The 19,872-nt window shown below is 60.9% G+C and carries 17 protein-coding genes and 8 pseudogenes; 14 read left to right on the top strand and 11 right to left on the bottom strand.

Going from position 1 to position 19,872, the window contains the following annotated elements; genetic code table 11:
* Window positions 1–123 precede the first annotated feature (123 nt).
* On the bottom strand, window positions 124–1,494 hold the full coding sequence (locus J4E08_RS13450) for an aminotransferase-like domain-containing protein (protein WP_349538933.1): 1,371 nt from the start codon (window positions 1,492–1,494) through the stop codon (window positions 124–126).
* A 196-nt stretch (window positions 1,495–1,690) separates the two neighbouring features.
* On the opposite strand from J4E08_RS13450, the gene J4E08_RS13445 reads away from it, so the two are divergent.
* On the top strand, window positions 1,691–2,095 hold the full coding sequence (locus tag J4E08_RS13445; RefSeq protein WP_349538932.1) for a DUF983 domain-containing protein: 405 nt from the start codon (window positions 1,691–1,693) through the stop codon (window positions 2,093–2,095).
* 586 nt (window positions 2,096–2,681) lie between these two features.
* Here J4E08_RS13445 and J4E08_RS13435 read toward each other — a convergent pair.
* The 5 genes from J4E08_RS13435 to J4E08_RS13415 all read right to left on the bottom strand — a co-directional run bounded on the left by J4E08_RS13435 (window position 2,682) and on the right by J4E08_RS13415 (window position 8,093).
* Window positions 2,682–3,530, bottom strand: a complete 849-nt coding sequence (locus tag J4E08_RS13435; RefSeq protein ID WP_349538931.1) for a sugar phosphate isomerase/epimerase family protein — start codon at window positions 3,528–3,530, stop codon at window positions 2,682–2,684.
* 1 nt (window position 3,531) lies between these two features.
* Window positions 3,532–4,554 (bottom strand): ABC transporter permease, encoded by a 1,023-nt coding sequence (locus J4E08_RS13430; RefSeq protein WP_349538930.1) that lies wholly within the window; start codon window positions 4,552–4,554, stop codon window positions 3,532–3,534.
* Complete coding sequence (locus J4E08_RS13425; RefSeq protein ID WP_349538929.1) at window positions 4,551–5,543, bottom strand: ABC transporter permease; 993 nt, start codon at window positions 5,541–5,543, stop codon at window positions 4,551–4,553. Before J4E08_RS13425 ends, J4E08_RS13430 begins: the two co-directional genes overlap by 4 nt.
* On the bottom strand, window positions 5,536–7,041 hold the full coding sequence (locus tag J4E08_RS13420) for a sugar ABC transporter ATP-binding protein (RefSeq protein ID WP_349538928.1): 1,506 nt from the start codon (window positions 7,039–7,041) through the stop codon (window positions 5,536–5,538). Before J4E08_RS13420 ends, J4E08_RS13425 begins: the two co-directional genes overlap by 8 nt.
* Window positions 7,042–7,109: 68 nt before the next feature.
* Window positions 7,110–8,093 carry a substrate-binding domain-containing protein gene (locus tag J4E08_RS13415; RefSeq protein WP_349538927.1) on the bottom strand — a complete coding sequence of 328 codons (984 nt, stop codon included), beginning with the start codon at window positions 8,091–8,093 and terminating at the stop codon, window positions 7,110–7,112.
* Between the two features lie 212 nt (window positions 8,094–8,305).
* Here J4E08_RS13415 and J4E08_RS13410 point away from each other — a divergent pair, with 212 nt between their 5' ends.
* The 3 genes from J4E08_RS13410 to J4E08_RS13400 all read left to right on the top strand — a co-directional run bounded on the left by J4E08_RS13410 (window position 8,306) and on the right by J4E08_RS13400 (window position 11,693).
* On the top strand, window positions 8,306–9,328 hold the full coding sequence (locus J4E08_RS13410) for a LacI family DNA-binding transcriptional regulator (protein WP_349538926.1): 1,023 nt from the start codon (window positions 8,306–8,308) through the stop codon (window positions 9,326–9,328).
* A gap of 208 nt (window positions 9,329–9,536) precedes the next feature.
* Window positions 9,537–9,800, top strand: a complete 264-nt coding sequence (locus J4E08_RS13405; RefSeq protein WP_349539103.1) for a hypothetical protein — start codon at window positions 9,537–9,539, stop codon at window positions 9,798–9,800.
* Between the two features lie 438 nt (window positions 9,801–10,238).
* Window positions 10,239–11,693 carry an alanine/glycine:cation symporter family protein gene (locus J4E08_RS13400; RefSeq protein ID WP_349538925.1) on the top strand — a complete coding sequence of 485 codons (1,455 nt, stop codon included), beginning with the start codon at window positions 10,239–10,241 and terminating at the stop codon, window positions 11,691–11,693.
* A gap of 99 nt (window positions 11,694–11,792) precedes the next feature.
* Here J4E08_RS13400 and J4E08_RS13395 read toward each other — a convergent pair.
* A pseudogene (locus J4E08_RS13395) lies at window positions 11,793–12,218 on the bottom strand (integrase core domain-containing protein); the annotation flags it as partial.
* Window positions 12,219–12,467: 249 nt separating this feature from the next.
* Between J4E08_RS13395 and J4E08_RS13390 the strand changes: the two are divergent.
* Both J4E08_RS13390 and J4E08_RS13385 read left to right on the top strand, forming a co-directional pair.
* Window positions 12,468–12,668 carry a helix-turn-helix domain-containing protein gene (locus J4E08_RS13390; protein ID WP_349538924.1) on the top strand — a complete coding sequence of 67 codons (201 nt, stop codon included), beginning with the start codon at window positions 12,468–12,470 and terminating at the stop codon, window positions 12,666–12,668.
* A pseudogene (locus J4E08_RS13385) lies at window positions 12,641–13,003 on the top strand (IS30 family transposase); the annotation flags it as partial. The gene J4E08_RS13390 and the pseudogene J4E08_RS13385, both read left to right, overlap by 28 nt.
* Before the next feature lie 7 nt (window positions 13,004–13,010).
* Here J4E08_RS13385 and J4E08_RS13380 read toward each other — a convergent pair.
* Window positions 13,011–13,370: pseudogene (locus J4E08_RS13380) on the bottom strand (DDE-type integrase/transposase/recombinase); the annotation flags it as partial.
* Between the two features lie 60 nt (window positions 13,371–13,430).
* A pseudogene (locus J4E08_RS13375) lies at window positions 13,431–13,559 on the bottom strand (IS481 family transposase); the annotation flags it as partial.
* 63 nt (window positions 13,560–13,622) lie between these two features.
* Between J4E08_RS13375 and J4E08_RS13370 the strand changes: the two are divergent.
* The 5 genes and pseudogenes from J4E08_RS13370 to J4E08_RS13350 form a co-directional block, all read left to right on the top strand.
* Window positions 13,623–13,901, top strand: a pseudogene (locus J4E08_RS13370) (transposase); the annotation flags it as partial.
* A 241-nt stretch (window positions 13,902–14,142) separates the two neighbouring features.
* Window positions 14,143–14,613: an IS110 family transposase gene (locus J4E08_RS13365; protein ID WP_349538922.1), complete on the top strand. Its 471-nt coding sequence runs from the start codon at window positions 14,143–14,145 to the stop codon at window positions 14,611–14,613.
* Complete coding sequence (locus J4E08_RS13360) at window positions 14,576–14,848, top strand: hypothetical protein (protein WP_349538921.1); 273 nt, start codon at window positions 14,576–14,578, stop codon at window positions 14,846–14,848. Before J4E08_RS13365 ends, J4E08_RS13360 begins: the two co-directional genes overlap by 38 nt.
* Window positions 14,824–15,003 carry a hypothetical protein gene (locus J4E08_RS13355; RefSeq protein ID WP_349538920.1) on the top strand — a complete coding sequence of 60 codons (180 nt, stop codon included), beginning with the start codon at window positions 14,824–14,826 and terminating at the stop codon, window positions 15,001–15,003. The genes J4E08_RS13360 and J4E08_RS13355 overlap by 25 nt, the downstream gene beginning before the upstream one ends.
* Before the next feature lie 5 nt (window positions 15,004–15,008).
* A pseudogene (locus J4E08_RS13350) lies at window positions 15,009–15,131 on the top strand (transposase); the annotation flags it as partial.
* Between the two features lie 90 nt (window positions 15,132–15,221).
* On the opposite strand, the gene J4E08_RS13345 reads toward J4E08_RS13350, so the two are convergent.
* Entirely contained in the window at window positions 15,222–15,350 is a 129-nt protein-coding gene (locus tag J4E08_RS13345) for a hypothetical protein (RefSeq protein WP_349539102.1), read from the bottom strand.
* Window positions 15,351–15,517: 167 nt separating this feature from the next.
* Here J4E08_RS13345 and J4E08_RS13340 point away from each other — a divergent pair.
* Window positions 15,518–15,652 (top strand): annotated as a pseudogene (locus J4E08_RS13340) (IS3 family transposase); the annotation flags it as partial.
* Between the two features lie 47 nt (window positions 15,653–15,699).
* On the opposite strand, the pseudogene J4E08_RS13335 reads toward J4E08_RS13340, so the two are convergent.
* Window positions 15,700–16,094: pseudogene (locus J4E08_RS13335) on the bottom strand (transposase family protein); the annotation flags it as partial.
* Between the two features lie 219 nt (window positions 16,095–16,313).
* On the opposite strand from J4E08_RS13335, the gene J4E08_RS13330 reads away from it, so the two are divergent.
* Together J4E08_RS13330 and J4E08_RS13325 are read left to right on the top strand one after the other, a co-directional pair.
* Window positions 16,314–17,321, top strand: a complete 1,008-nt coding sequence (locus J4E08_RS13330; RefSeq protein WP_349538919.1) for a TAXI family TRAP transporter solute-binding subunit — start codon at window positions 16,314–16,316, stop codon at window positions 17,319–17,321.
* 137 nt (window positions 17,322–17,458) lie between these two features.
* The gene (locus tag J4E08_RS13325) at window positions 17,459–19,540 is read left to right on the top strand and encodes a TRAP transporter permease (RefSeq protein ID WP_183968386.1); all 2,082 of its coding nucleotides are present in this window, start codon (window positions 17,459–17,461) and stop codon (window positions 19,538–19,540) included.
* The last annotated feature ends 332 nt before the right edge of the window (window positions 19,541–19,872 follow it).

Here is a 19,872-nt window from a genome sequence, read left to right as displayed (position 1 = left end):
TTGCCGGGTGGAATCTAAACTGGGTTGCGACAAATCCCCTATCTTGCTGGAAAGCAAGGAGAACGGATGCCCTTTCATCCCCGTTGAAAAGCAGACTGTTTAGGGTTTGGCATTCGGAGTTGCTTATCCTACCCAAGCATCGGGGTGCAGGGAGTCGGTCATCAGGAGCAAGCCTCTGCGCAGTTCGTCGCGCGAGATGGAGCCGCCCAGGCAGACGCGGACATGCTCATCAGGCCTCCCCAGGACAGTAAACGCATCGGAGGGCATGATGCCGATTTTCCGTCCGGTCAGTCGGCCCATCAGGTTCGCGCGTCCCGCACCCTCTGGCAGTCGTAGCCAGACGTTGAAGGCGTTCGGCGCCGATTGATACTCCAGTCCAGACAGCAGCTCGGTCGCGATCTCTTGTCGCGCTGCACTTTCGGCACGGACATAGTTGACGATTTCATCAGCGGTGCCTTCCTCGATCCAGCGGGTCGCGAGCGCGGTGGAGATCGGCGCTGCCATGACGGCCGTGCTTCGCAAGGCGTGCCCCAGGCTGAGAGCGTAGCGGCTGGACGGTGCCGTGGCGTAGGCGAGCCGTAATCCGCCTCCAAGGCACTTCGACAGCCCTCCGATATACCAGGTGAGGTTCGGAGCATGAGTGGCGAGGGCCGCAGGCGCATCGGCGGGAACGAACCCGTAGGCGTCGTCCTCGATCACGTGGAGTCCGTGCGCATTTACCACCTCCGCGACCTGCCTTCTGCGCTGCGGCGGAACGGTCAGGGTGGTCGGGTTGTGCAGGGTGGGGGTGAGATAGAGAGCCCTTGGATTGTGCTCCTGGATGGCGCGGTCGAGCGCGCCCGGGTCGATCCCCTCTTTGTCCATGGGCAAGCCCTGGAGGTTCAGGCGCAGCCGCGCCGCGATAGCGCGCAGGCCGGGATAGGAAACGGCCTCGCACAGGATCGTGTCTCCGGGATCGGCCAGAATGGTCAGGATCGCAAGGATGGTCGCATGAGCCCCGGGCGTGATCGCTACGCACTCAGCACTCGGGCTCAGTCCCCGCTTGCCGAGCCAGCTCATGGCTGCGCTTTTGTCTCGATCGCTTCCCGTGGAGGACTGGTAGCGGAGCAAAGGCGTCAGGTTGTCGCCAACATACCCGAGGCCTTCCCGCATACGCCGCTGGAGCCGCTCGTCGCGCAGCTCCGGCGGCATGTTCATCGTGAGATCCTCGTCCCCAGTTCGTTCCGGATCAGGCCCCGAGGCTCGAGCCCGCTGCGCCGCTATGAACGTCCCTCTCCCGACATGGCTTTCTATCAAGCCGCGCTTCTGGGCCTCCGAATAGCCGCGGGAGACGGTCGTGAAATCCAGCCCCAAGAGTTCCGCGAGCTTTCTCTGCGGCGGCAGACGATCCCCCGCATGTAGAACGCCCCTCTCCAGATCCCGCAGGATGGCGTCAGCGATCGCGACATAGCGTGGGCTTCCGTTTTGCGAGATCTCGGGACACCAGTCGTTCATAGCCACCACTCCATGCGTTTCCGGATATATAGGGTCACCCCTCAGGATATTGAAGGTATGATTGTATGCATCTGTTCCCCAAGAGCTTCTTATCAGTGCGTATAATGTCGCATACAAATGGTGCAACATGTGCCTTCAAAAGCCGATCAATGATCCCTATATTCGAGCTGTTATAATTCGAGTCGAGAGGGATGAAATGACCACTGCCAAAACACGCGAGACGAAGCCGGCCATCCTGCGTGGCCTGCGCCATCGCTGCCCCGCTTGTGGCGAAGGTCAGCTTTTTGCGCGCTATCTCAAGGTGAAAGACACCTGCTCAGAATGCGGTGAGGAGTTGTATCATCATCGCGCAGACGACGGTCCGGCCTACCTGACCATCCTGATCGTCGGGCACGTGATGGGTTTCGCCCTCCATGGCCTCTTCGGCTACTTGCGGGATGATCCCCTGATTCTGGCGCTTGTGCTCTGCACGATCGCGACGGTGCTCGCGCTGGCGTTGCTGCCCAGGATGAAAGGGCTGGTGGTCGGCTACCAGTGGGCGAAAGAAATGCATGGCTTCAGCAAGCCGCGCGCGCGACTGCCAGAGGCCTCGGAGGCATAGAGCCCTTTTCTCCGGGCCAGTATAGCCCCCAAGAAGGGGTGCGGCGCAGGGCGCCCCCCCCCCGCATCTGATCCGCGACCGGGATCGGCTTCCAATCGATTGTGGTCTCGGTAGACGGAAGGCCAGATGCAGACTTCCGCGCCCGCACCTTGGCCTCTGGGACACGGAGGTTCCATCGCGAAATGATCTCGCCCAGATATTGCTGGAGGGACTTCCGGCCCAGACCGTGATAGAGACCAATCAGCGCACGCTGGACGGCCGCATTCAAGACCTCGACGGTATTGATCCAGACCGGGGCGGACGGAGATCCAGCGCAGAGGACGTGAACTCAGACTGCCGCAGTGCGGACCGAACCGGTCATCAACTCCACCGCTAAAGTATCTCGGATGGAAAACCCCCGCAGAGGTCTTCCAAGAAAAGATGATGGAGGAGGTTGGCCGCTACCCCTACCCTCGCAGGTATCAGGCGCCGCGCTAAGTAGCGCGCGCACCCAAGTGGGACATTTCTACGCTGCTTAACCATCCAGACCCCTGAATGTGTTTACAGGTTGTCGGTTGCGACGCCTCTGTAAACACAAAAAGTTCCCTCAGATCAGGCGATACTGCGCTGCCTTGTTGCGCAAGAACGGCAGGCCCTTGGACATGACTTCGTCTTGGTCCTTCGCGACAGGACGCCAGACCGCAAGGCCGAAGCCCACCTCGGGTGGCATGTTGATGAAGCTCTCCATCGCGAGGCCTCCCTTGAAGTCGATTGCCTTCAGCGTGGCAAATATCTCATCCCAGTCGCAGCAGCCCTCGCCCGGCGTGCCCCGGTCGCTTTCGCTCAGGTGGATGTACTTCAGATAATCGCGACAATCGAGGATGCCGTTGGCCGCGCCTTTTTCCTCAATGTTCATATGGTAGGTATCAAGGTGCACGAAGATGTTGTCCGAGCCCACGCGCTCGATCATCTCACGCGCCTGCCAGCCGGTGTTGATGAGGTGGTTTTCATAGCGGTTTACCGGCTCGATCCCGAAGAGCAGGCCGACCTCCTTGGCATAGCGCGACGCGGCGTCCAGCACCTTGGCGATGTTGTCATATTCCCCCTCGGTGGGCGAGGTGCCGGTGCGCTGGCCGATGCCGCCGAAGGTCACGCCAGACAGAGCCTCGGCGCCGCAGGCCTTCGTCTTGTCGATCGAGAGTTTCAGATAGTCGATCGCACCTTCAGGGTTCACCGAGGCCCAGTACTGTTCCGGCAGCCCCAGGGAGCAAACGGCCCGCAGATTGTTGCGCTCGAGCAGACCGGCGGTGTGCGCGGTGTCGATTTCGGAGGGGCGCAGCATCGGGATCTCGATGAAGTCGACGCCGTAATGCGTGGCACCCTGTACGGCGCGCTCTGCGCCCTCCTGGTCCCAGTTCATCGTCCACATGCTGGTGTGTACGCCAAAGCCTTCCATCTTATTTATCCTTTCCAGAAATTAGTCCGATGTATCGTTGAATTTGTCCTGACCGCAGCACCATTACGCCGATCAGGAAGAGGCCCCAGACCGCGGTCGCCAGGTGTTGGTTCGCTCCCACGAGGTTCAGGCCAGAGGACAGCACTTGCAGAATGACCAACGCGATGATGACCGGCATGACGCGCCCGTGGCCGCCGAAGGGGTCGATCCCGCCGAGGAAACAGGCCAGAACGGTGATCAGAAGCATTGCTTCGCCATGGCCAACCCTGACGGAGTTGAAACGCGCGGCCATCAGGATGCCTGCAATGGCGCAGAGCACCCCGGACAGGGTGTAGATGAGCACCAATGTCCGCTTGGCGTTCAGCCCCGCGTATTCCGCAGCCTTCAGGTTGGAGCCGGTCATGTAAACCGAGAAACCGTGCGGTGTGCGGCGCAGCAGGACATGCCAGCCGAAGGCGATCACCGCGAAGAGGATCAGCGGGACGGGCACGCTCCACAGGCTGCCGTGTCCCAGCACGCGCATGTAGTCGGGGAAGCCCGAGATGTCGCCGCCACGGGTCAGGAACTCGCCCAGGCCGCGCAGAAAGATCATCATCGCCAGCGAGACGAGGATCGGGTGCGCGCCGACATAAGCGACAACGGCCCCCATCGCCGCGCCTGCAATGGCACCGACGAACAGCGCCAGGGCGCAGCCAAGGACGAAGGCGCCGATGCCTGCCTCGGCCCCGCCAAACTGCATGATCGTCCAGGCCAGAGCCAGACCGCTGATATTCGCAGTGTATACGATGGCGAGGTTCAGGCCGCCCGACACGATGGGGGCCAGCATGGCCAGCGTCAGCAGGCCCAGAAGTGGCATCTGGAAGCCCATCGACCCGAGGTTGGCCCCCGTCAGAAAGCGCGGTGAGGCGATGGAGAACACCACCACAAGCAGCGCCAGCATGGCCAGCAGGGAGAGGTTTTCGCCCATCGGGCCGGTGGCCTTGAGGCCCTTGAATGCGGGCTGGCGCTTGGTCTCGCTCATCATGACCGTGCCTCCTTGTTGCGGAAGAATTGGCTGAGGTCGATGTTCGAGGTCGAGATCGCCACGAGGATCGCCGCACCGATGATCATCTGGAACGCGAAGGGCGAGACTCCCAGCAGGTTCAGCCCGTTCTGGGTGATCGCCACGAACATCACGCCGAGGATGCATCCAAGGATCGTGCCCTTGCCGCCGCCAAGGCGTGCGCCTCCCAGCACCACTGCCGCCAGCACGTCCAGTTCACGACCGTAAAGCGCGTTGGGCACGACCTCCTTGACGATGTTCACCTGCATCAGTCCTGCGATCCCGGCCATCAGGCCCATCCAGCCAAAGGCCACGCCTTGCATCACGGCGATGTTGACCCCTGCCCTGCGTGCGCCCTCGGGGTTGTCGCCGAATGCATAGAGCTGGCGGCCGATGTTGGTTCGGCGGATCAGTACCCAGGTTGCCACCACGCAACCGACCATCACCGCGACCGAAAGCGTGAGCTCGGACCAGATGCCTTGGGCATTCTCGTGCTCGAAGATGAAGATCCGCGCCGTCCACCAGTCCGGCAGGTTGTAGATGTTTCGCCCGCCGCTGAAGAACATCAGGAGCCCAAAGAAGGCGTTAAACGTGGCAATTGTCACCACGATGGAGATGATGCGGAAGCCATGGATGAGCCACGCGTTCAGCAGCCCCAGAAGGATGCCGAGCGAGCCGCAGAACAAAAATCCCAGCAGCCAGTTGCCGCCGCCGATGCCGATCAGCATCTTGGCCGCGACATATTGCACGACCGAGGACGCCACCGCGAAGGAGATGTCGATCCCCCCGGCGACCAGCACGACCAGCAGGCCCACGGCCCAGATCAGGTTCACTGCACTGTTGTTGAGCAGCGATGTGGCGTTGGGCAGTGTCGCGAATTGCGGTGCCGAAATGGAAAGCACCACGCAAAGCACCGCGAGGACCACCGCCAGCCGTGTTTCGATGGTATAGGACCGCAAGGTATCACGCATAGATCCGCTCCTCGAGTTGGGGCACCGAGATGGTGCGCGGGTCATAGTTTTGTACGATCCGGCCATCGGCCATGTGCAGGATGCGGTCCGAATTGTGCATGACCTCTGTGACTTCGTCGGAGATCAGCAGGATGGCGAGACCCTCCTCGGCCAGTTCCCGGACGATGCGAAAAATGCCGGCCCGCGCCCCTACGTCGACGCCCACGGTGGGGCTGTCGAGGATCAGCAGGCGCGGCTTTGTCGCCAGCCACTTGGCCAGCACCACCTTCTGCTGATTGCCCCCCGACAGCGTCGATATCGCATCCGAAGGCTGGCCGATCTTCACCCCCAGTTCGCGGATCCAGTGCCGGACCAGCTCGGCCTTGCGGGTGTCCGAGATCAGCCCGGTGGCCGCGGTCAGTTTGCCGAGGACGGAAATGACGGTGTTGTCCTCGATCGACTGTTTCTGCAACAGGCCAAGCGAGAGCCGATCCTCGGACACGTAGGCCAAGCCTTTGCGAATGGCGTGGCGGATGGAGCCGGGGTGGTAGTCCGCGCCGTTCAGAAGCATTGTCCCTGCGTCAGCCTTGCGCATGCCCATCATGACGTGCGCCAGCTCCGTGCGCCCTGCCCCGATCAGACCCGTGAGACCCAGGACCTCGCCGGCCTTGATGGTCAGGGAGACATCTTCGAATTCGCCGTGACGGCTGAGGCCTCTTGTCTCGAAGACCACGGGCGCGTCGGGCAGGTCGCGGGCAGCGACATCATTCTCGATATGGTGGCCGGTCATAAGCTCGCCGAGCCGCGCCTGCGTCATGCCGTCCGTCGGGTAGACGCCCACGAGGTTGCCGTCACGCACGATGGTCACGCGCTCCGCGATCTCGAGCACCTCGGCCAGTCGGTGCGAGACGAAGACAATGGCCACACCATCGGCAGACAGCTTGCGCACGATGTCGAGCAGACGGTCGGTCTCGGACTGGGTCAGCGAGGCCGTTGGCTCGTCCATGAAGATCAGTTTGGCGTCGTTCATCAACGCGCGTGCAATCGCTACCACCTGACGCTGCGCGATTGGAAGGTCGTTCAAAGGTGCGCTCAGCGCTATCCGGACGCCGAGACGGTCGAGCACCTCGCCTGCCCGCGTAATCATCTCGCGATAGCGCACTGACCTGGGGCGCAGCCCGACGAGATCGTCGAAGGCAATGTTCTCCGCCACGGACATGTGCGGAAATAGCGCAAGGTCCTGCCAGATGACCGAGACGCCCTTCTCGCGCGCCTGCACCGGGTTAATGCGTTCGATCTTTTCACCGAACAGCTCGATCAGCTCGGCGCTTTCGGGTTGGTGCACGCCGGTTACGGTCTTGATCAGCGTGGACTTGCCGCAGCCGTTCTCTCCGGCCAAGCAATGCACCTCGCCCGCGCGCACCTCGAAATCGACCTCGTTCAACGCCTGCACGCCGCCGAAAGCCTTCGAGACCTTGTGCAGACGCAGCGCGAACCGTTCTGCCGGGGCAGTCGTCATGGTTCACCTATGGGAATGGGGGATCTGGGGCGGGCGGGGGTGGGCCCCGCCCGCCGCGAGGCGTGGTCTTACAGGCCTTTCTCGGCCAGCTCGTCCACGGTGCTTTCGTTGATTTCCAGAAGGTTGTCCGTGATGATATCGCGGTTTTCGACATCCGGTTCGATCACGCCGAGCCCGGGAATGTCCATGCCGGCCTCGAGGGTGGTGCCCTCTGCCAGCATGTCGCCGAGCGTAACGAAAACCTCTCCGGCCTGTGCCGGGTTCCACATGTAACCACCGGTCAGCACGCCAGAGTGGATCATCTTGCGGCCCTGCCCCGGCGAGAACGGACCCATGACCTGAATGTCGCCGACCTTGCGGCGCTCCTCTACGGCGCGGCCTGCACCGATGGGCCCCTGCGAGCCAAAGGCCAGAAAGCCCTTGAGATCCGGGTTCGCCGCGATCAGGTCCAGTGCGGTGGAGCGGCTGTCGTCCACGTTTTCGGCCACGCCGTAACGGTCGCCGACGAGCTCGATATCCGGACGGTTTTCCTCCATCCAGGCGATCGCCGCATCAGCCCAAGCATTGTGCAGCGGCACGGTGAGCGAGCCGACGTAGACCGCGTACTTGCCGCCCTCGGGCGTCTTTTCGGACAACAACTTGGCATGCGCCTCGCCGAAACCCTCGGCGGATGCCAGTTCGAAGTTCCAGTCGACGTTCTCCAGCCCCGGCCCCTCGTGCGAGATGACCACGATACCTGCATCGCGGGCCTTCTTCAGCACTGGCTCCAGCGCGGCCTCGTCGTTCGGCACGACACCGATCACGTCAACGCCCTTGGCGATCAGATCCTCGATGGCCTGCACCTGCAGCGCCGGATCCGCCGACACCGGGCCGATCATCTCGGCGCTGACGCCAAGCTCCTCGGCGCGGCGTTCGATGCCGTCCTCCATGGCGTTGAACCACGGAATGCCGCCGATCTTCACCACGATACCCATCGTGGTTTCCGCGGCTGCGGATGTGGAAAGTCCAACGGTCAACGCGAGCGCGCTGACCAGTCCGGTCAAAGTCTTCATGGTTTCCTCCCTTGGCACGAAGCCGCGCCGACATTGCACAATCGGTTGTGCATCACTCTCTTAAAAAACCACGTTACCTTTTTTCAGGCTTCGTGGTTTCAACCTCTCGATGGTGCACAATCGATGTTGCATAACAAACGATTTTTAGACCACTGTGTCAACACGGCTTAGCTGTTTCTTTCATCACCCTTTGGATCGCGGTAACCAAGCTTATGACAAAGCCGCAAAAAGAGACGATCTACGACATTGCGCAAAGGGCCGGGGCCTCGGCGTCGACCGTCAGCGCGGCGTTGAACGGGTCGTGGAAGAAGCGCCGGATCGCCAAGTCGACCGCCGAACGCATCATCGCAATCGCCGCCGAGCAGGGCTATTCCGCGAATCTGCAAGCAAGGGCTTTGCGCACCTCCCGCTCCGGTCTCGTCGCGCTGCTCATCCCGGAATACAACCGCTTCTTCTCCAATATCGCGCAGACTTTCTCCGCCGAGGTCCGCGCCCGCAACCAATGCCCTGTCATCATCTCCACCGCGCGTATCCCCGAGGAAGAGCGCAAGACCGTCTCCGACCTCGCGGCCTGGAACATTGACGCGATTTTCTTCGTCGGCTCGGTCGCGCCCGAGGATCTCAGCCGCCATTGTGCGGAGGCCGAAATCCCGCATGTCTTCATCGACCAGCCCTGTGACATCGCGCCCTCTGTCGTGACCGACAACCGGACCGGGGCAAACGTCCTTACACGCGAAATCCTGTTGTCCATGGTCCGGCTCGGCGGTGTCGGCGACACCCCCCGCGAGACTATCTATTTTCTTGGCGGCGACCGCACCCTGCCGTCGACCCGCAACCGTGTCGCGGGCTTTTCCGAAGCGCTCTACGCTCATGTCGGCCGTGTAGATCCCGAACAGATCATCGCCGAGACCTACGATCTCGACGTGGCCACGCGGTCGATCAAGGCGCTTTACGAGCGGCTCGGCGGTCTGCCGCGCGGGCTTTTCATTAACTCGGATTCGGTGTTCGAAGGGGCGCTACGGTTTCTCGCGACCCTTCCCGAGGAAGAGCTCCGCGCCTGCGCCTTCGGCTGCTTTGATTACGAACCCTTTGGTCAACTCCTGCGTTTTCCGGTGCATATGATGCGACAACGCCATCGTATGCTCGTCGAACGCGCCTTCGCGCTGCTCGGCTCGGAGAACGCGCCAATCCTCGAACAGGTTAATCCCGAACTCTACCGCGCAACGTTGCGTTAATTTCTCTGGGTAACATTCAACACCTTTTGGGCTAGGAGAGGCCGAATGCACCCGCTGCAGAGGCTCCCTCCGGATGCGGCAGTTTGGGCTTAAAGCGGTCATGAGAGGCTGCGGCAGACCTAATGTGCACCTCGACGGACCATGATGACGCTCCCGACCGAGGCAGTGTGGAAATGGGTGTACTGGCCTTCAGTACGTGGAGGTGGTGATGTCGGGGTATATCGAGGACGCGGATCGGGATCAGGTCACTCTGGTTCCGGATCGGATGGAGGATTGGATCGTCGAGGATCATCCGGTTCGTGTGATTGATGTCTTTGTCGATGCCGGAACCGGGACCGCCGGTCACGACAATCATATGGTCACCCATGTGACCTTATCAAATTTTAAAATAGGGGGAATGCACAGGCTGCCCAGACGTCGTCTGGGTCCACCCCTTGCTCAGGGAAGCTTATCTGCGGGGCGCAGTCATTAAAATGGGTGCGAACCGACCACCCGCTGCTGCTGGCCTAAACGACTGGAGCGCGGGACAAAACCGATCTTCGCCCATCGACTACCCAACGCGTTGAAAGGAAGCCGTCTTTTCTGGCACTCTTCACAAGCACTTGCTGAGTTGATCACTCAAAGCCTCTCAGGACGTAGCTGCGGTTCGGCAGCTGGTCAGGAATTCCGGGAGCGCCCCGGCCCTGCGCACCAATGCGGGGGTCTGGTAGCTCCCCGCAACACTTCGCCTCCTTCCGGGGCCAAGTGTCCGAATGCGAGACAGTTGGCGCCACTTTTTCCATCGGACCGAAGCGACCTCATCCAAGACGCGCACGCCGATCGCACTGCGGACATTGTGAGTCCGGTCCAAGGCTTCCCCTCACCTACCGAATGGTTAATGGTTGGAAATACAATCAAGAGGGACCAGCGCATGACTACAATCGTCGATTTCTTAAACACCATATTATGGGGATATGTCCTCGTATACGGGCTGCTGGCCGTGGGGATCTATTTCACCTGGCGGACGGGCTTCCTGCAATTCCGGCACTTCGCCGAGTTCTTTCGCGTCGTCAAGTCATCGCGCGACACATCCGCCGCGGGCATTTCTCCGTTTCAGGCCCTGACGATCTCCCTGGCAAGCAGGGTAGGCACGGGCAATCTCGCCGGGGTTGCCGTGGCGATCTACCTTGGCGGGCCGGGTGCCGTGTTCTGGATGTGGATGGTCGCCCTGGTGGGTATGGCGACGGCCTACGCCGAATCCACGCTGGCGCAGCTTTACAAGGTGCGAAACGCGGATGCGCAATATCGCGGCGGTCCGGCCTTCTACATGGCGCGGGGCATCGGGTCGAACGCCATGGGCTACGTCTTTTCGGTCTGCCTCATCATCAGCTTCGGACTGATCTTCTCGGCGGTTCAGGCGAACTCGATCTCCGTCGCCATGGAAGAGGCTTTTTCGATCCCCAAACTTGTCACCGGACTTGTTATTGGCGGCCTCGCCGGCATCGTGATTTTCGGTGGCATCAAATCCATAGCACGGGTCGCTGAAAAAGTCGTTCCGGGCATGGCGGGGCTTTATATTCTCGTGGCGCTCGTCATCGTGCTTATCAACATCGCCGAAGTGCCCGCCATGCTGGCCCTGATCGTCAAGTCGGCCTTCGGATTCGAAGCGGCGGCGGGCGGCTTTACGGGTGGGTTCATGGCGGCCCTACTCAACGGTGTGAAACGCGGCCTGTTCTCCAACGAGGCCGGCATGGGCTCAGCCCCCAACATCGCGGCCGTCGCGGTCCCCGATCCGCACCACCCGTCCAGCCAGGGGCTTGTGCAGGGACTTGGCGTCTTTATCGATACCCTGGTCATCTGCACGGCCACGGCTCTGATGATCCTGTTGTCGGGCGTGGTCGACTATTCCGAAGGCGCCCCCACCGGCATGGCGCTGACACAGATCGCGCTGGAGCAGCATATCGGGGCGTTCGGTCCGATCTTCGTCGGGGTCGCGATCCTATTCTTTGCCTTCACCTCGATCATCGGAAATTATTCCTACGCAGAGAGCGCGATGGAATTCCTCGGGTTGGGCAAGCGTATCCCGCTTCTGGTGCTGAAGGTGCTGGTGGTCGCGATGGTGGTTTGGGGGTCCTTGCAGGCGGTCACGACCGTGTTCAATTTCGCCGATGCGTCCATGGCGCTGATGGCGACGGTGAACCTGGTTGCAATTCTGATCCTGTCCAAGACCGTTGCGAAACTCACGCGGGACTATTTCGCGCAACGTCGCGCCGGGAAAGAGCCTATCTTCAAGGTCTCTGAATATCCCGAACTTGGCGACGGGGTGGATCGGTCAATCTGGAACAGTGACGTCGAGCGTGAGACGAAGGCCGCCAATCCCGAGTGAAGTTTGCGAGGCAAGGGTCGCCACCCTTGCCTCCTGCCTTGATCGCTTGTCTGGGCTCACAGGCTCGCGCACTCTATCGGAGATTTCACCTGACTTCATTCAGTAAGATGAAGGATGCATGGCCGCGGCCACCGCGAATGCATTGCGGATGCGCCGATCCCCGGTGTGGCCCGCAGTGCCGGACGAGACTGAACCGCGCCGAGTTTGCCGGAGGCTGATTTGTCTTAGTTCCGCGGCCACGTCTGATCTTTCCAGAGCTGCATAGAAGTTCGCCTCGGCTTCGGCTGGCGGGATATTCCAAACAGGCTCCCGCAGGCGGTGGTTGTTGAACCAATCGACCCATTCCAAGGTTGCGTATTCGACCGCTTCAAAGCTGCGCCATGGGACACGCCGGTAAATAACCTCGGCCTTGAACAGGCAGTTGATTGTTTCGGCCATCGCGCTGTCATACGAGTCCCCGACACGACCGACAGACGGTGCAATCTTTGCCTCAGCCAACCGCTCAGTGTACTTGATCGACACGTATGGGGCGGATTCAACCGGTCATCGCCACACCCCATTTTGGGAGGTGTAGATGACGAAAACAGGCAGACGAAACTCCGTACGTTCGATACAGGGCAAATTATATTCTCCAGGAAGGCCGCCAGTCTGGCAACGTGAGAATCTTTGCCGGTTCTGAGGGGCGTGGCCGCAGGTCATTCCAGTTAAGTGTCAGCCTTTGAAGCGGGTGTTTCCGGTCCTGTCGGAATCCGGTGGTTTACGAGTTCTGGCGGAATGCCCCCGACACACCTTGCACCATCAGCGACGCCATTGATGAGGCGCAATCTGACATTTTCTGAGCGAGAAGAGATTGCTTTGGAATGTGCGCGAAGGACAGGTATCCGCGCTATCGCACGCAAACTGTCGCGGTCACCCAGCACGGGATCGCGAGAGATCAGGCGCAGTTCCGCGACGCTGTCGCAGGGACAATCATGAGGCTTCCTGCAGATTTTCGTCGATCCTTAACTTGGGATCAGGGTGCGGAGATGGCCCAACATGCGCAGCTCCAAATCGACACGGGTTTGGAAATCTATCTTTGCAACCCTCAAAGCCCTTGGCAGCGCGGGAGGAACGAAAACACCAATGGCTTGCTGCGGCCATACTTTCCCAAACGCACGGATCTCAGCCGGCACGGTGTCAATGAGCTGAGCGCAGTCGCACATGCTTTGAACACAAGACCCCGCAAAATCCTCGGATAGCGCACATTTGCAGAGGCTCTCGACCGACTGCTCCAACGGGATATAATCGAAAGTGTTGCGACGACCGGTTGAATCCGCCTTGCGGTCCGCGGTCTGAGCGATGCACCAGTTGGTCTTGCGCTGGCCTACGTTGATGACTTGCCTGTTCCAAAGCATCAAGAACAAAGCCTGCATTGGCTGTGCGGCTTGCGCGCCAGCCAACAATGCGCCGTGCAAAAACGTTAATGACAAAAGCCACATAGACAAAAGCCTGCCACTTGGCGGCATAGGTGAAGTCGCTGACCCACAGCACGTTAGGTGCAGGTGCTTAGAATTGCCGTTCCACCCTATCCAGTGGACAAGGTAACGCTTTGTCAGGAAACGTCGTTCGAGGCTTCTTGCCCCGAATGACGCCTTCAATACCGATGTCTTTCATCAGGCGGCCGACCGTGCATCGCGCGGCATTCTTCGTGGGTGAAGGTCCGCAATGCGGACGGAGTGGTAATTCGTGCAGTTGCGTCTAGGTGTTCAGTCCCGACATTTGGTGGATCGGATCGATGACGAATCTATCGGGCTCTGATGTCCAGATTCTGCAGATGTATTCGTAGGGCGTGAGCCTGCGTGCGAAGTTGTAGGCTGCCATGAAGTCTGGACCTGTCGCGGTTTGGTGCCGCTCCTTTGATAGCATAATGTGCAGCAAAGGAGACGAACTATGGGCACGGGCAGAACGGATGAATTCCGCAAGGATGCAGTGCGAATTGCGTTGACCAGCGAGCTGACACGGCGGCAGGTTGCGGATGATTTGGGCGTTGGGCTTTCGACGCTGAACAAGTGGGTGACAGCGCACCGCGACACGGATGTGGTATCATCCGAGGACCGCGAATTGGCACAGGAGAAAGAGCGGCTTCGGCGCGAGATCCGTATTCTCAAGGAAGAGAGGGACATTTTAAAAAACCGTTCCGGGCCGCTGCCCGCCTGTGCGCGGTATAAACAGCCTGTGCTGTGCTGCGCCTGAAGGGCAGTTGCCGATGGCTTGTTGGTGGGCTGGACCCCGTCAAAAAACGTGGCACATGGGCCGTTGCGCACTTGAGAATGGTGGCGCCGCCATCGCGGCGATCCCGGTTAGAAAGATGACGAACTAGCAAGGCCCACGCCCTTCGCCCCGAACGGAGGAGATGTCATGACGAAGCGCAAATCCGGTGACCACCCGGACCTGAAGATGGTCAATGCCAATGCAGCCGCGACCGACATGGGCTCGACGATGCACATCGCGCTGTGAACCCGACACCGAAATCATGCCAGTGCGAGCCTTCGGGACATTTACCCAGGATCTGCACAATCTCGCCGTCTGGTTCCACTCGTGCGGTGTCACCAGCGTGGCCATGGAATCCACCGACGTTTACTGGATACCGGCCTTCGAGATCTTGGAGGCGCATGGGTCCGAGGTCATTCTGGTGAATGCGCGCTATGCCAAGAATGTGCCGGGTCGCAAAACCGATGAGAGTGATGCCGCATGGCTGCGCCAGTTGCATTCCTATGGCTTGGCTCACGTGGGAGCTTCCGCCCCGAAGCTGAGATGGCCACTCTGCGCGCCTATGTTCGCCAACGGGAACGGCTCACTGAGTATGCCGCTGCCCATATCCAGCACATGCGAGACAGGCACTGATGGAGATGAACCTCCAACTGCATCATGTCGTCTCTGACATCACTGGTGCGACCGGCATGCGGATCATCCGTGCCATTGTCGGCGGCGAGCGCGATCCGGAGGTTCTTGCCGCGTTCCGGGATGTCCGCTGCAAATCTTCTGTGGATACGATCAAGGCTGCGCTGGTCGGCAACGACCGCGTGGAGCATGTTTTTGCCCTCACACAGTCGCTGGAGCGTTACGACTTCTACAAGGCACAGATCGAGACGTGCGACCAGCGGTTGCAGACCTGACGGTCCAGGAGGACGATGATCTGGCCCCACTGCCCAAGGCGCGGATCAAGGGCAAGCGGCACAATGCGCCGTCCTTCAACGTTCGGGCCGCACTCTACGGTGTGTTGGGCACAGACATAACGCAGATCCATGGCCTTGGACCATCGTTGGCCTGAAGCTGGTGGCCGAATGCGGCACAGACCTGCGCGCCTGGAAGAGTGCCAAGCACTTCACGTCCTGGCTCTGTTCGGCCCCGGGCAATAAAATCTCCGGGGGCAAGTTGCTATCCTCGCGGACACGTCGGTCCTCCAGTCGTGCGGCTGCTCTCTTGCGCTTGGCTGCCGTAACGATTGGCAAAAGCGACACGGCCTTGGGTGCGCTTTACCGTCGACTGTCATCGAGCATAGGCAAGCAAAAGGCGGTAACGGCCACGGCGCGCAAGATCGCAGTCTTCTTCTACAACGCCATCCGCCATGGCATGGCCTATCAGGATCAGGGGGCCGCAGCCTGTGACGAACGACATAGGCAACGTGTGCTGTCAAACTTCCAGCGGCGGGCCAAAACTATGTGTTACGCATTGGCGCCCATCTCAGAGACCGTGGGTGTTTCTTAGGAAGCCACCCAGTTCAAAAGCCACGAGGTTCAGGTTCGTCCACTGCCCTCTCGTGCATGTTTACATGCACGAGAGGGGAAGAACAGCGCGGTGCCTTCCCGATCGACCGGCTGTGTCAGGTCATGAACGTCAGCGCGCGCGGGTTGCGGGCTTTCCGTAGCCGGCCTGCCAGCCGCAGGCAGCGCACGGATATGGTTGTGCTGGCGCATATCCACGGCCCGGCAGGGCATTGCGACGCAATGTCCCGAGAGGGGGCCTCGACATCCGGCAGACGCGATACCCCATGCCGCTGCAGGCACCGGCGCAGCGCTAACCGGGTCAGGTGCGGGTTCGAGGGCTGAAGGGCATGGAGACAGTCATCCAGCGGCAGCAATGTGTGGCGTCGAAACGCGACAATCATAGCTTCCCCCGCCTCGGTCAGAACGGTTGAGCGCGGCTCTCTCGGACCGGTCTTCAAATCCTTGACAGTCGCACGGTTCCGCCACTTCGCGACCATCTTGGGATTGATGCCCAGCTCTTGGCGCAGCTGCGCGAGCGAAGCTTGCCATCGCTGTATTTCTGCTCTGACGGCGGGCGTGCCCTACCGGCAGATTTGCCACGCAAATCGCCTGCCGGGTCACAGTACGTGGCGCTCCCGTGACGAACTTGTCCCATAATGCTTCCTTCCAAGCTTGAGAAAGGATCACACCATCAAACCGTGGGATCAAACACCTAGGACCATCTCTATTTCCAGAACACCCCGCCTGACAGGTTGTCCGAACAGCCGCTGCCGTTCCAAAATCAAAGGGGGCGCGAAGGTAGTCTTGTGGTACGGGCGGAAAAAACACTAGAGTTCTTAATATTAAAGACGAATTCCAAAAGGGAGAGCTTTCGATGAAACATCTGACACTTCTGGCAGGTATGGCCGTCGCTGCCACGCTGACGGCTGGGTCCGCCAGTGCGCAGGACATGTCCTTCTTCCGCATCGGTACCGGCGGCACCGCTGGCACCTATTACCCCATCGGCGGGCTGCTTGCGAACGCGATCTCCAGCCCTCCCGGATCACGCGCCTGCGATGAAGGCGGCTCCTGCGGCGTTCCAGGTCTGGTGGCCTCGGCGCTGTCGGCCAACGGCTCGGTCGCGAACATCAACGCGATTGCAGGCGGGAGCCTGGAATCGGGCTTTTCGCAGTCCGACGTGGCGACCTGGGCTTATACCGGAACCGGCATCTGGGAAGGCAAGGAGCCGGTCGAAAGCCTGCGCGCCATCGCCAACCTCTATCCTGAGTCGATCCACCTGATCGCCCGTGCCGATGCCGGTATCGCCGGCGTCGCAGACCTGAAGGGCAAGCGCGTTTCGATGGACGAACCCGGATCGGGCACGCTGGTTGACGCCCGCATCATCCTTGATGGCTACGGCCTGACCGAAGACGACATCGAAGCCGAATTTCTCAAGCCCGATCAGGCGGCGGACCGGATGCGCGACGGCGCCATGGACGCTTTCTTCTTCGTCGGTGGCTATCCGGCCGGCGCGATTGCCGAACTGGCCAGCCAGCATGACGTAACCGTAGTACCGATTTCCTGCGACGAAGCCCCGATGATCTGCGAGAACTTCGCTTACTTCTCGAACGATACGATCCCGGGCGGCACCTATGAAGGCGTGGCAGACGACACCGAGACCCTGTCGGTCGGCGCGCAGTGGATCACCTCGGCCGATCAACCCGAAGAGCTGATCTATGGCATCACCAAGGCATTGTGGAACGAGAACACCCGCAAGCAGCTGGACGCGGGCCATTCCAAGGGCAAGATGATCACCGCCGATACGGCGCTGGACGGTGTCGGCATCCCGCTGCACCCGGGTGCCGAGCGTTTCTACAGGGAAGCCGGATTGCTGTCAGAGTAATCTGGCCTGCCCCAACCTGATACCAACCGGGGGGGCGTCGCCGTGCGCCCCCGACCGCCCCCGCAGCAAGCGGACCTTACACGACCTTTCCCCTTATTTGTTTGCCTTTCACTGCCCTCAGCCAGTCCGGACGCCAGATGCCCCAAGACCGCCAGAAATCGCCGGAAGGCGAGGATATCCATACCCTCAGCGCTGAAGAGCTTCAGGCTCTGGAAGAGAAATTCGACCCCGAACTGCGGTTCAGGGTGCTGGCCTCGCCACTGGCGCTGGCTGCCAGCGCTCTGCTGTTCCTGCTGGCCTGCTATCATTTCTACACCGCCGGCTTCGGCATTCCGCAGGCGACCACGCACCGCGGCTTGCATTTGGGCGCCACGCTGGCACTGGTGTTCCTGAGCTTCTCGGCCTTTGGCAGCAAGGAGATATCCCCTTCGGTCACTGCGCCACTTGGCCTGCCGTTGTCCGATTGGGTCCTGATGATCGCAGGGGCGGTCGCCGCCTTCTATGTGCCTTGGATCTATGCCGACCTGGCGTTCCGCGTTGGCAACCCGCTGCCCATAGATGTGGCTATGGGAACTGTGCTGATCGTCGTGCTGCTGGAGGCGGTGCGCCGCTCCATGGGCTGGCCGCTGCCAGTGATCGCGATCATTTTCATCAGCTATGCCTATTTCGGACAGCACATGCCTGGCATCTTCGTCCACCCCGGCGCAAGCTGGTCCAACATCGTCAATCATCTCTACCTGACTTCGCAGGGGATCTACGGCACTGCTCTGGGCGTGATCGCGACCTATGTGTTCCACTTCGTGCTGTTCGGCGTTATGGCGACGCGCATCGGCTTGGGTCAATTGTTCATCGATATCGCCTCCGCGCTTGCAGGGCGGTATGCGGGCGGGCCGGCAAAGGTCTCGGTCGTATCCTCGGCGATGCTCGGGTCGATTTCGGGCTCGTCCATCGCCAACACGGTCACCACCGGGTCGCTGACCATTCCGGCAATGATCCGCATCGGCTATCCCCGCCACTTCGCCGCCGCGGTCGAGGCCGCCTCGTCGACCGGCGGACAAATCACGCCGCCGGTGATGGGCGCCGTGGCTTTCCTGATGATCGAATACCTCGGCGTACCGCTGACCACCATTCTGACCGCCGCGTTGGTGCCGGCCTTCATGCACTTCTTCGGCGTGCTGGTCCAGGTACACTTGGAAGCCCGCCGCCTTGGCCTGCGCGGCCTGTCCGCCGAGGAACTGCCCAATGCCTGGAAAGTCTTCAAGGCTGGCTGGCTGTCGGTCTTGCCGCTGGTGATCCTGGTCGCCATTCTCCTGTCGGGTCGCACGCCATTCTTCGCAGCCTTCTGGTCGATCTCGGCCTGTATCGCGGTGATGGGGATCCAGCAAGTCATGGCCTCGGGCCTGATGGGCGGGATCAAAGGCACCGTCCAAGGCGTCTGGGACGGTTTCATCCTTGGCGCGCGCCAGTCGCTGGCTGTGACCGCCGCCGCCGCGTTGGTCGGCGTGGTGATCGGCGTGGTGACGCTGACCGGGGTCGGGTTCAAGATCGCCTACATGGTCACTGGCGTCGCCGCAGACTGGGCCACGAACGTCTCCGGCTGGCTGGCTGTCCTGCCGTTCGAGATCATGGGAGTGCAAACGCTGACGCTTTTGTTCACGCTGATGCTGACGGCCGTCGTGTGCATCCTGATGGGCTGCGGCATCCCGACCACGGCGAACTATATCATCATGGTCGCCGTGGCCGCCCCGGTGCTGGGCTTGTTGCAGGTCGAGCCGCTGGTCGCGCATTTCTTCGTCTTCTACTACGGTGTGCTGGCGGATGTGACGCCGCCTGTCGCCATGGCCGCCTATGCCGGCGCCGGCATCGCTGGATCGAACGCCTTCAAGACCGGCAACACGGCCTTCCGCTTGAGCATGGGCAAGGCGCTTGTCCCCTTTATCTTCGTGTTCCAGCCCGCGCTGCTGCTGGTCACTGAAGGCTTCACATGGTCGGCCTTCGCGCTGGCCTTCGGGGGCGCAGTACTGGGCATCTGGGCGTTGTCGGCGGCGGTCACGAACTGGCTTTTCGCCCCGCTGCACTGGGTCGAACGTCTGGTTCTGACACTGGCGGCGGTGCTGCTGGTCGCGCCGGACCTGACGGCTACGGTGATCGGGGTGGTGCTGATCCTGCCGACGGCGATCCGCCAGCTGATCGGGAACAGGCAGGCGGCCTCCACCTGAATAATCGGCTCTAGGGGGTTCTCCGCCCCCCTGAAATCCGAAAAATTTGAAGCTGGCGTTTTCAGCGAAGTTTTCTCCGTAAGAAGAGGCGCGGTGCCAATGAAGCATAAGCTTGCACGTTTTGGCAGTTTTCATGCCCCCCCCCTGTCAAGAGGCTTGGGGTGCCGTGTCGAAGGTTTCTTCTAGCACACTGAGATAGAACGGTATTTCAGCATAAGCCGTGACTAACGGTCACTTTCCTCCCTGAGATTTCAGGAGTGCCACAACCGGCTCAACAGCGTTGCGAAGATAGAGCGGTCCAACATCCAAGCCGTTTGGGCGGAACGGCTGGA

This window comes from Sagittula sp. NFXS13, from assembly GCF_040148795.1.
Classification (GTDB): Bacteria; Pseudomonadota; Alphaproteobacteria; order Rhodobacterales; family Rhodobacteraceae; genus Sagittula; species Sagittula marina.
The sequence above is the reverse complement of the archived record's forward strand: the minus strand, read 5'-3'. Positions and strand labels throughout refer to the sequence as shown.

Excerpts from the sequence above, each read along its gene's own strand:
- J4E08_RS13360 (WP_349538921.1), top strand. The coding sequence starts at position 14,576 with ATGGAGATGAACCTCCAACTGCATCATGTCGTCTCTGACATCACTGGT.
- J4E08_RS13405 (WP_349539103.1), top strand. The coding sequence starts at position 9,537 with ATGTCGGGGTATATCGAGGACGCGGATCGGGATCAGGTCACTCTGGTT.
- J4E08_RS13425 (WP_349538929.1), bottom strand. The coding sequence starts at position 5,543 with ATGCGTGATACCTTGCGGTCCTATACCATCGAAACACGGCTGGCGGTG.
- J4E08_RS13390 (WP_349538924.1), top strand. The coding sequence starts at position 12,468 with ATGCCCCCGACACACCTTGCACCATCAGCGACGCCATTGATGAGGCGC.
- J4E08_RS13330 (WP_349538919.1), top strand. The coding sequence starts at position 16,314 with ATGAAACATCTGACACTTCTGGCAGGTATGGCCGTCGCTGCCACGCTG.
- J4E08_RS13435 (WP_349538931.1), bottom strand. The coding sequence starts at position 3,530 with ATGGAAGGCTTTGGCGTACACACCAGCATGTGGACGATGAACTGGGAC.
- J4E08_RS13400 (WP_349538925.1), top strand. The coding sequence starts at position 10,239 with ATGACTACAATCGTCGATTTCTTAAACACCATATTATGGGGATATGTC.
- J4E08_RS13325 (WP_183968386.1), top strand. The coding sequence starts at position 17,459 with ATGCCCCAAGACCGCCAGAAATCGCCGGAAGGCGAGGATATCCATACC.
- J4E08_RS13415 (WP_349538927.1), bottom strand. The coding sequence starts at position 8,093 with ATGAAGACTTTGACCGGACTGGTCAGCGCGCTCGCGTTGACCGTTGGA.
- J4E08_RS13450 (WP_349538933.1), bottom strand. The coding sequence starts at position 1,494 with ATGAACGACTGGTGTCCCGAGATCTCGCAAAACGGAAGCCCACGCTAT.
- J4E08_RS13410 (WP_349538926.1), top strand. The coding sequence starts at position 8,306 with ATGACAAAGCCGCAAAAAGAGACGATCTACGACATTGCGCAAAGGGCC.
- J4E08_RS13365 (WP_349538922.1), top strand. The coding sequence starts at position 14,143 with ATGCAGCCGCGACCGACATGGGCTCGACGATGCACATCGCGCTGTGAA.
- J4E08_RS13420 (WP_349538928.1), bottom strand. The coding sequence starts at position 7,041 with ATGACGACTGCCCCGGCAGAACGGTTCGCGCTGCGTCTGCACAAGGTC.
- J4E08_RS13345 (WP_349539102.1), bottom strand. The coding sequence starts at position 15,350 with ATGTCGTTCGTCACAGGCTGCGGCCCCCTGATCCTGATAGGCCATGCC.
- J4E08_RS13445 (WP_349538932.1), top strand. The coding sequence starts at position 1,691 with ATGACCACTGCCAAAACACGCGAGACGAAGCCGGCCATCCTGCGTGGC.
- J4E08_RS13430 (WP_349538930.1), bottom strand. The coding sequence starts at position 4,554 with ATGATGAGCGAGACCAAGCGCCAGCCCGCATTCAAGGGCCTCAAGGCC.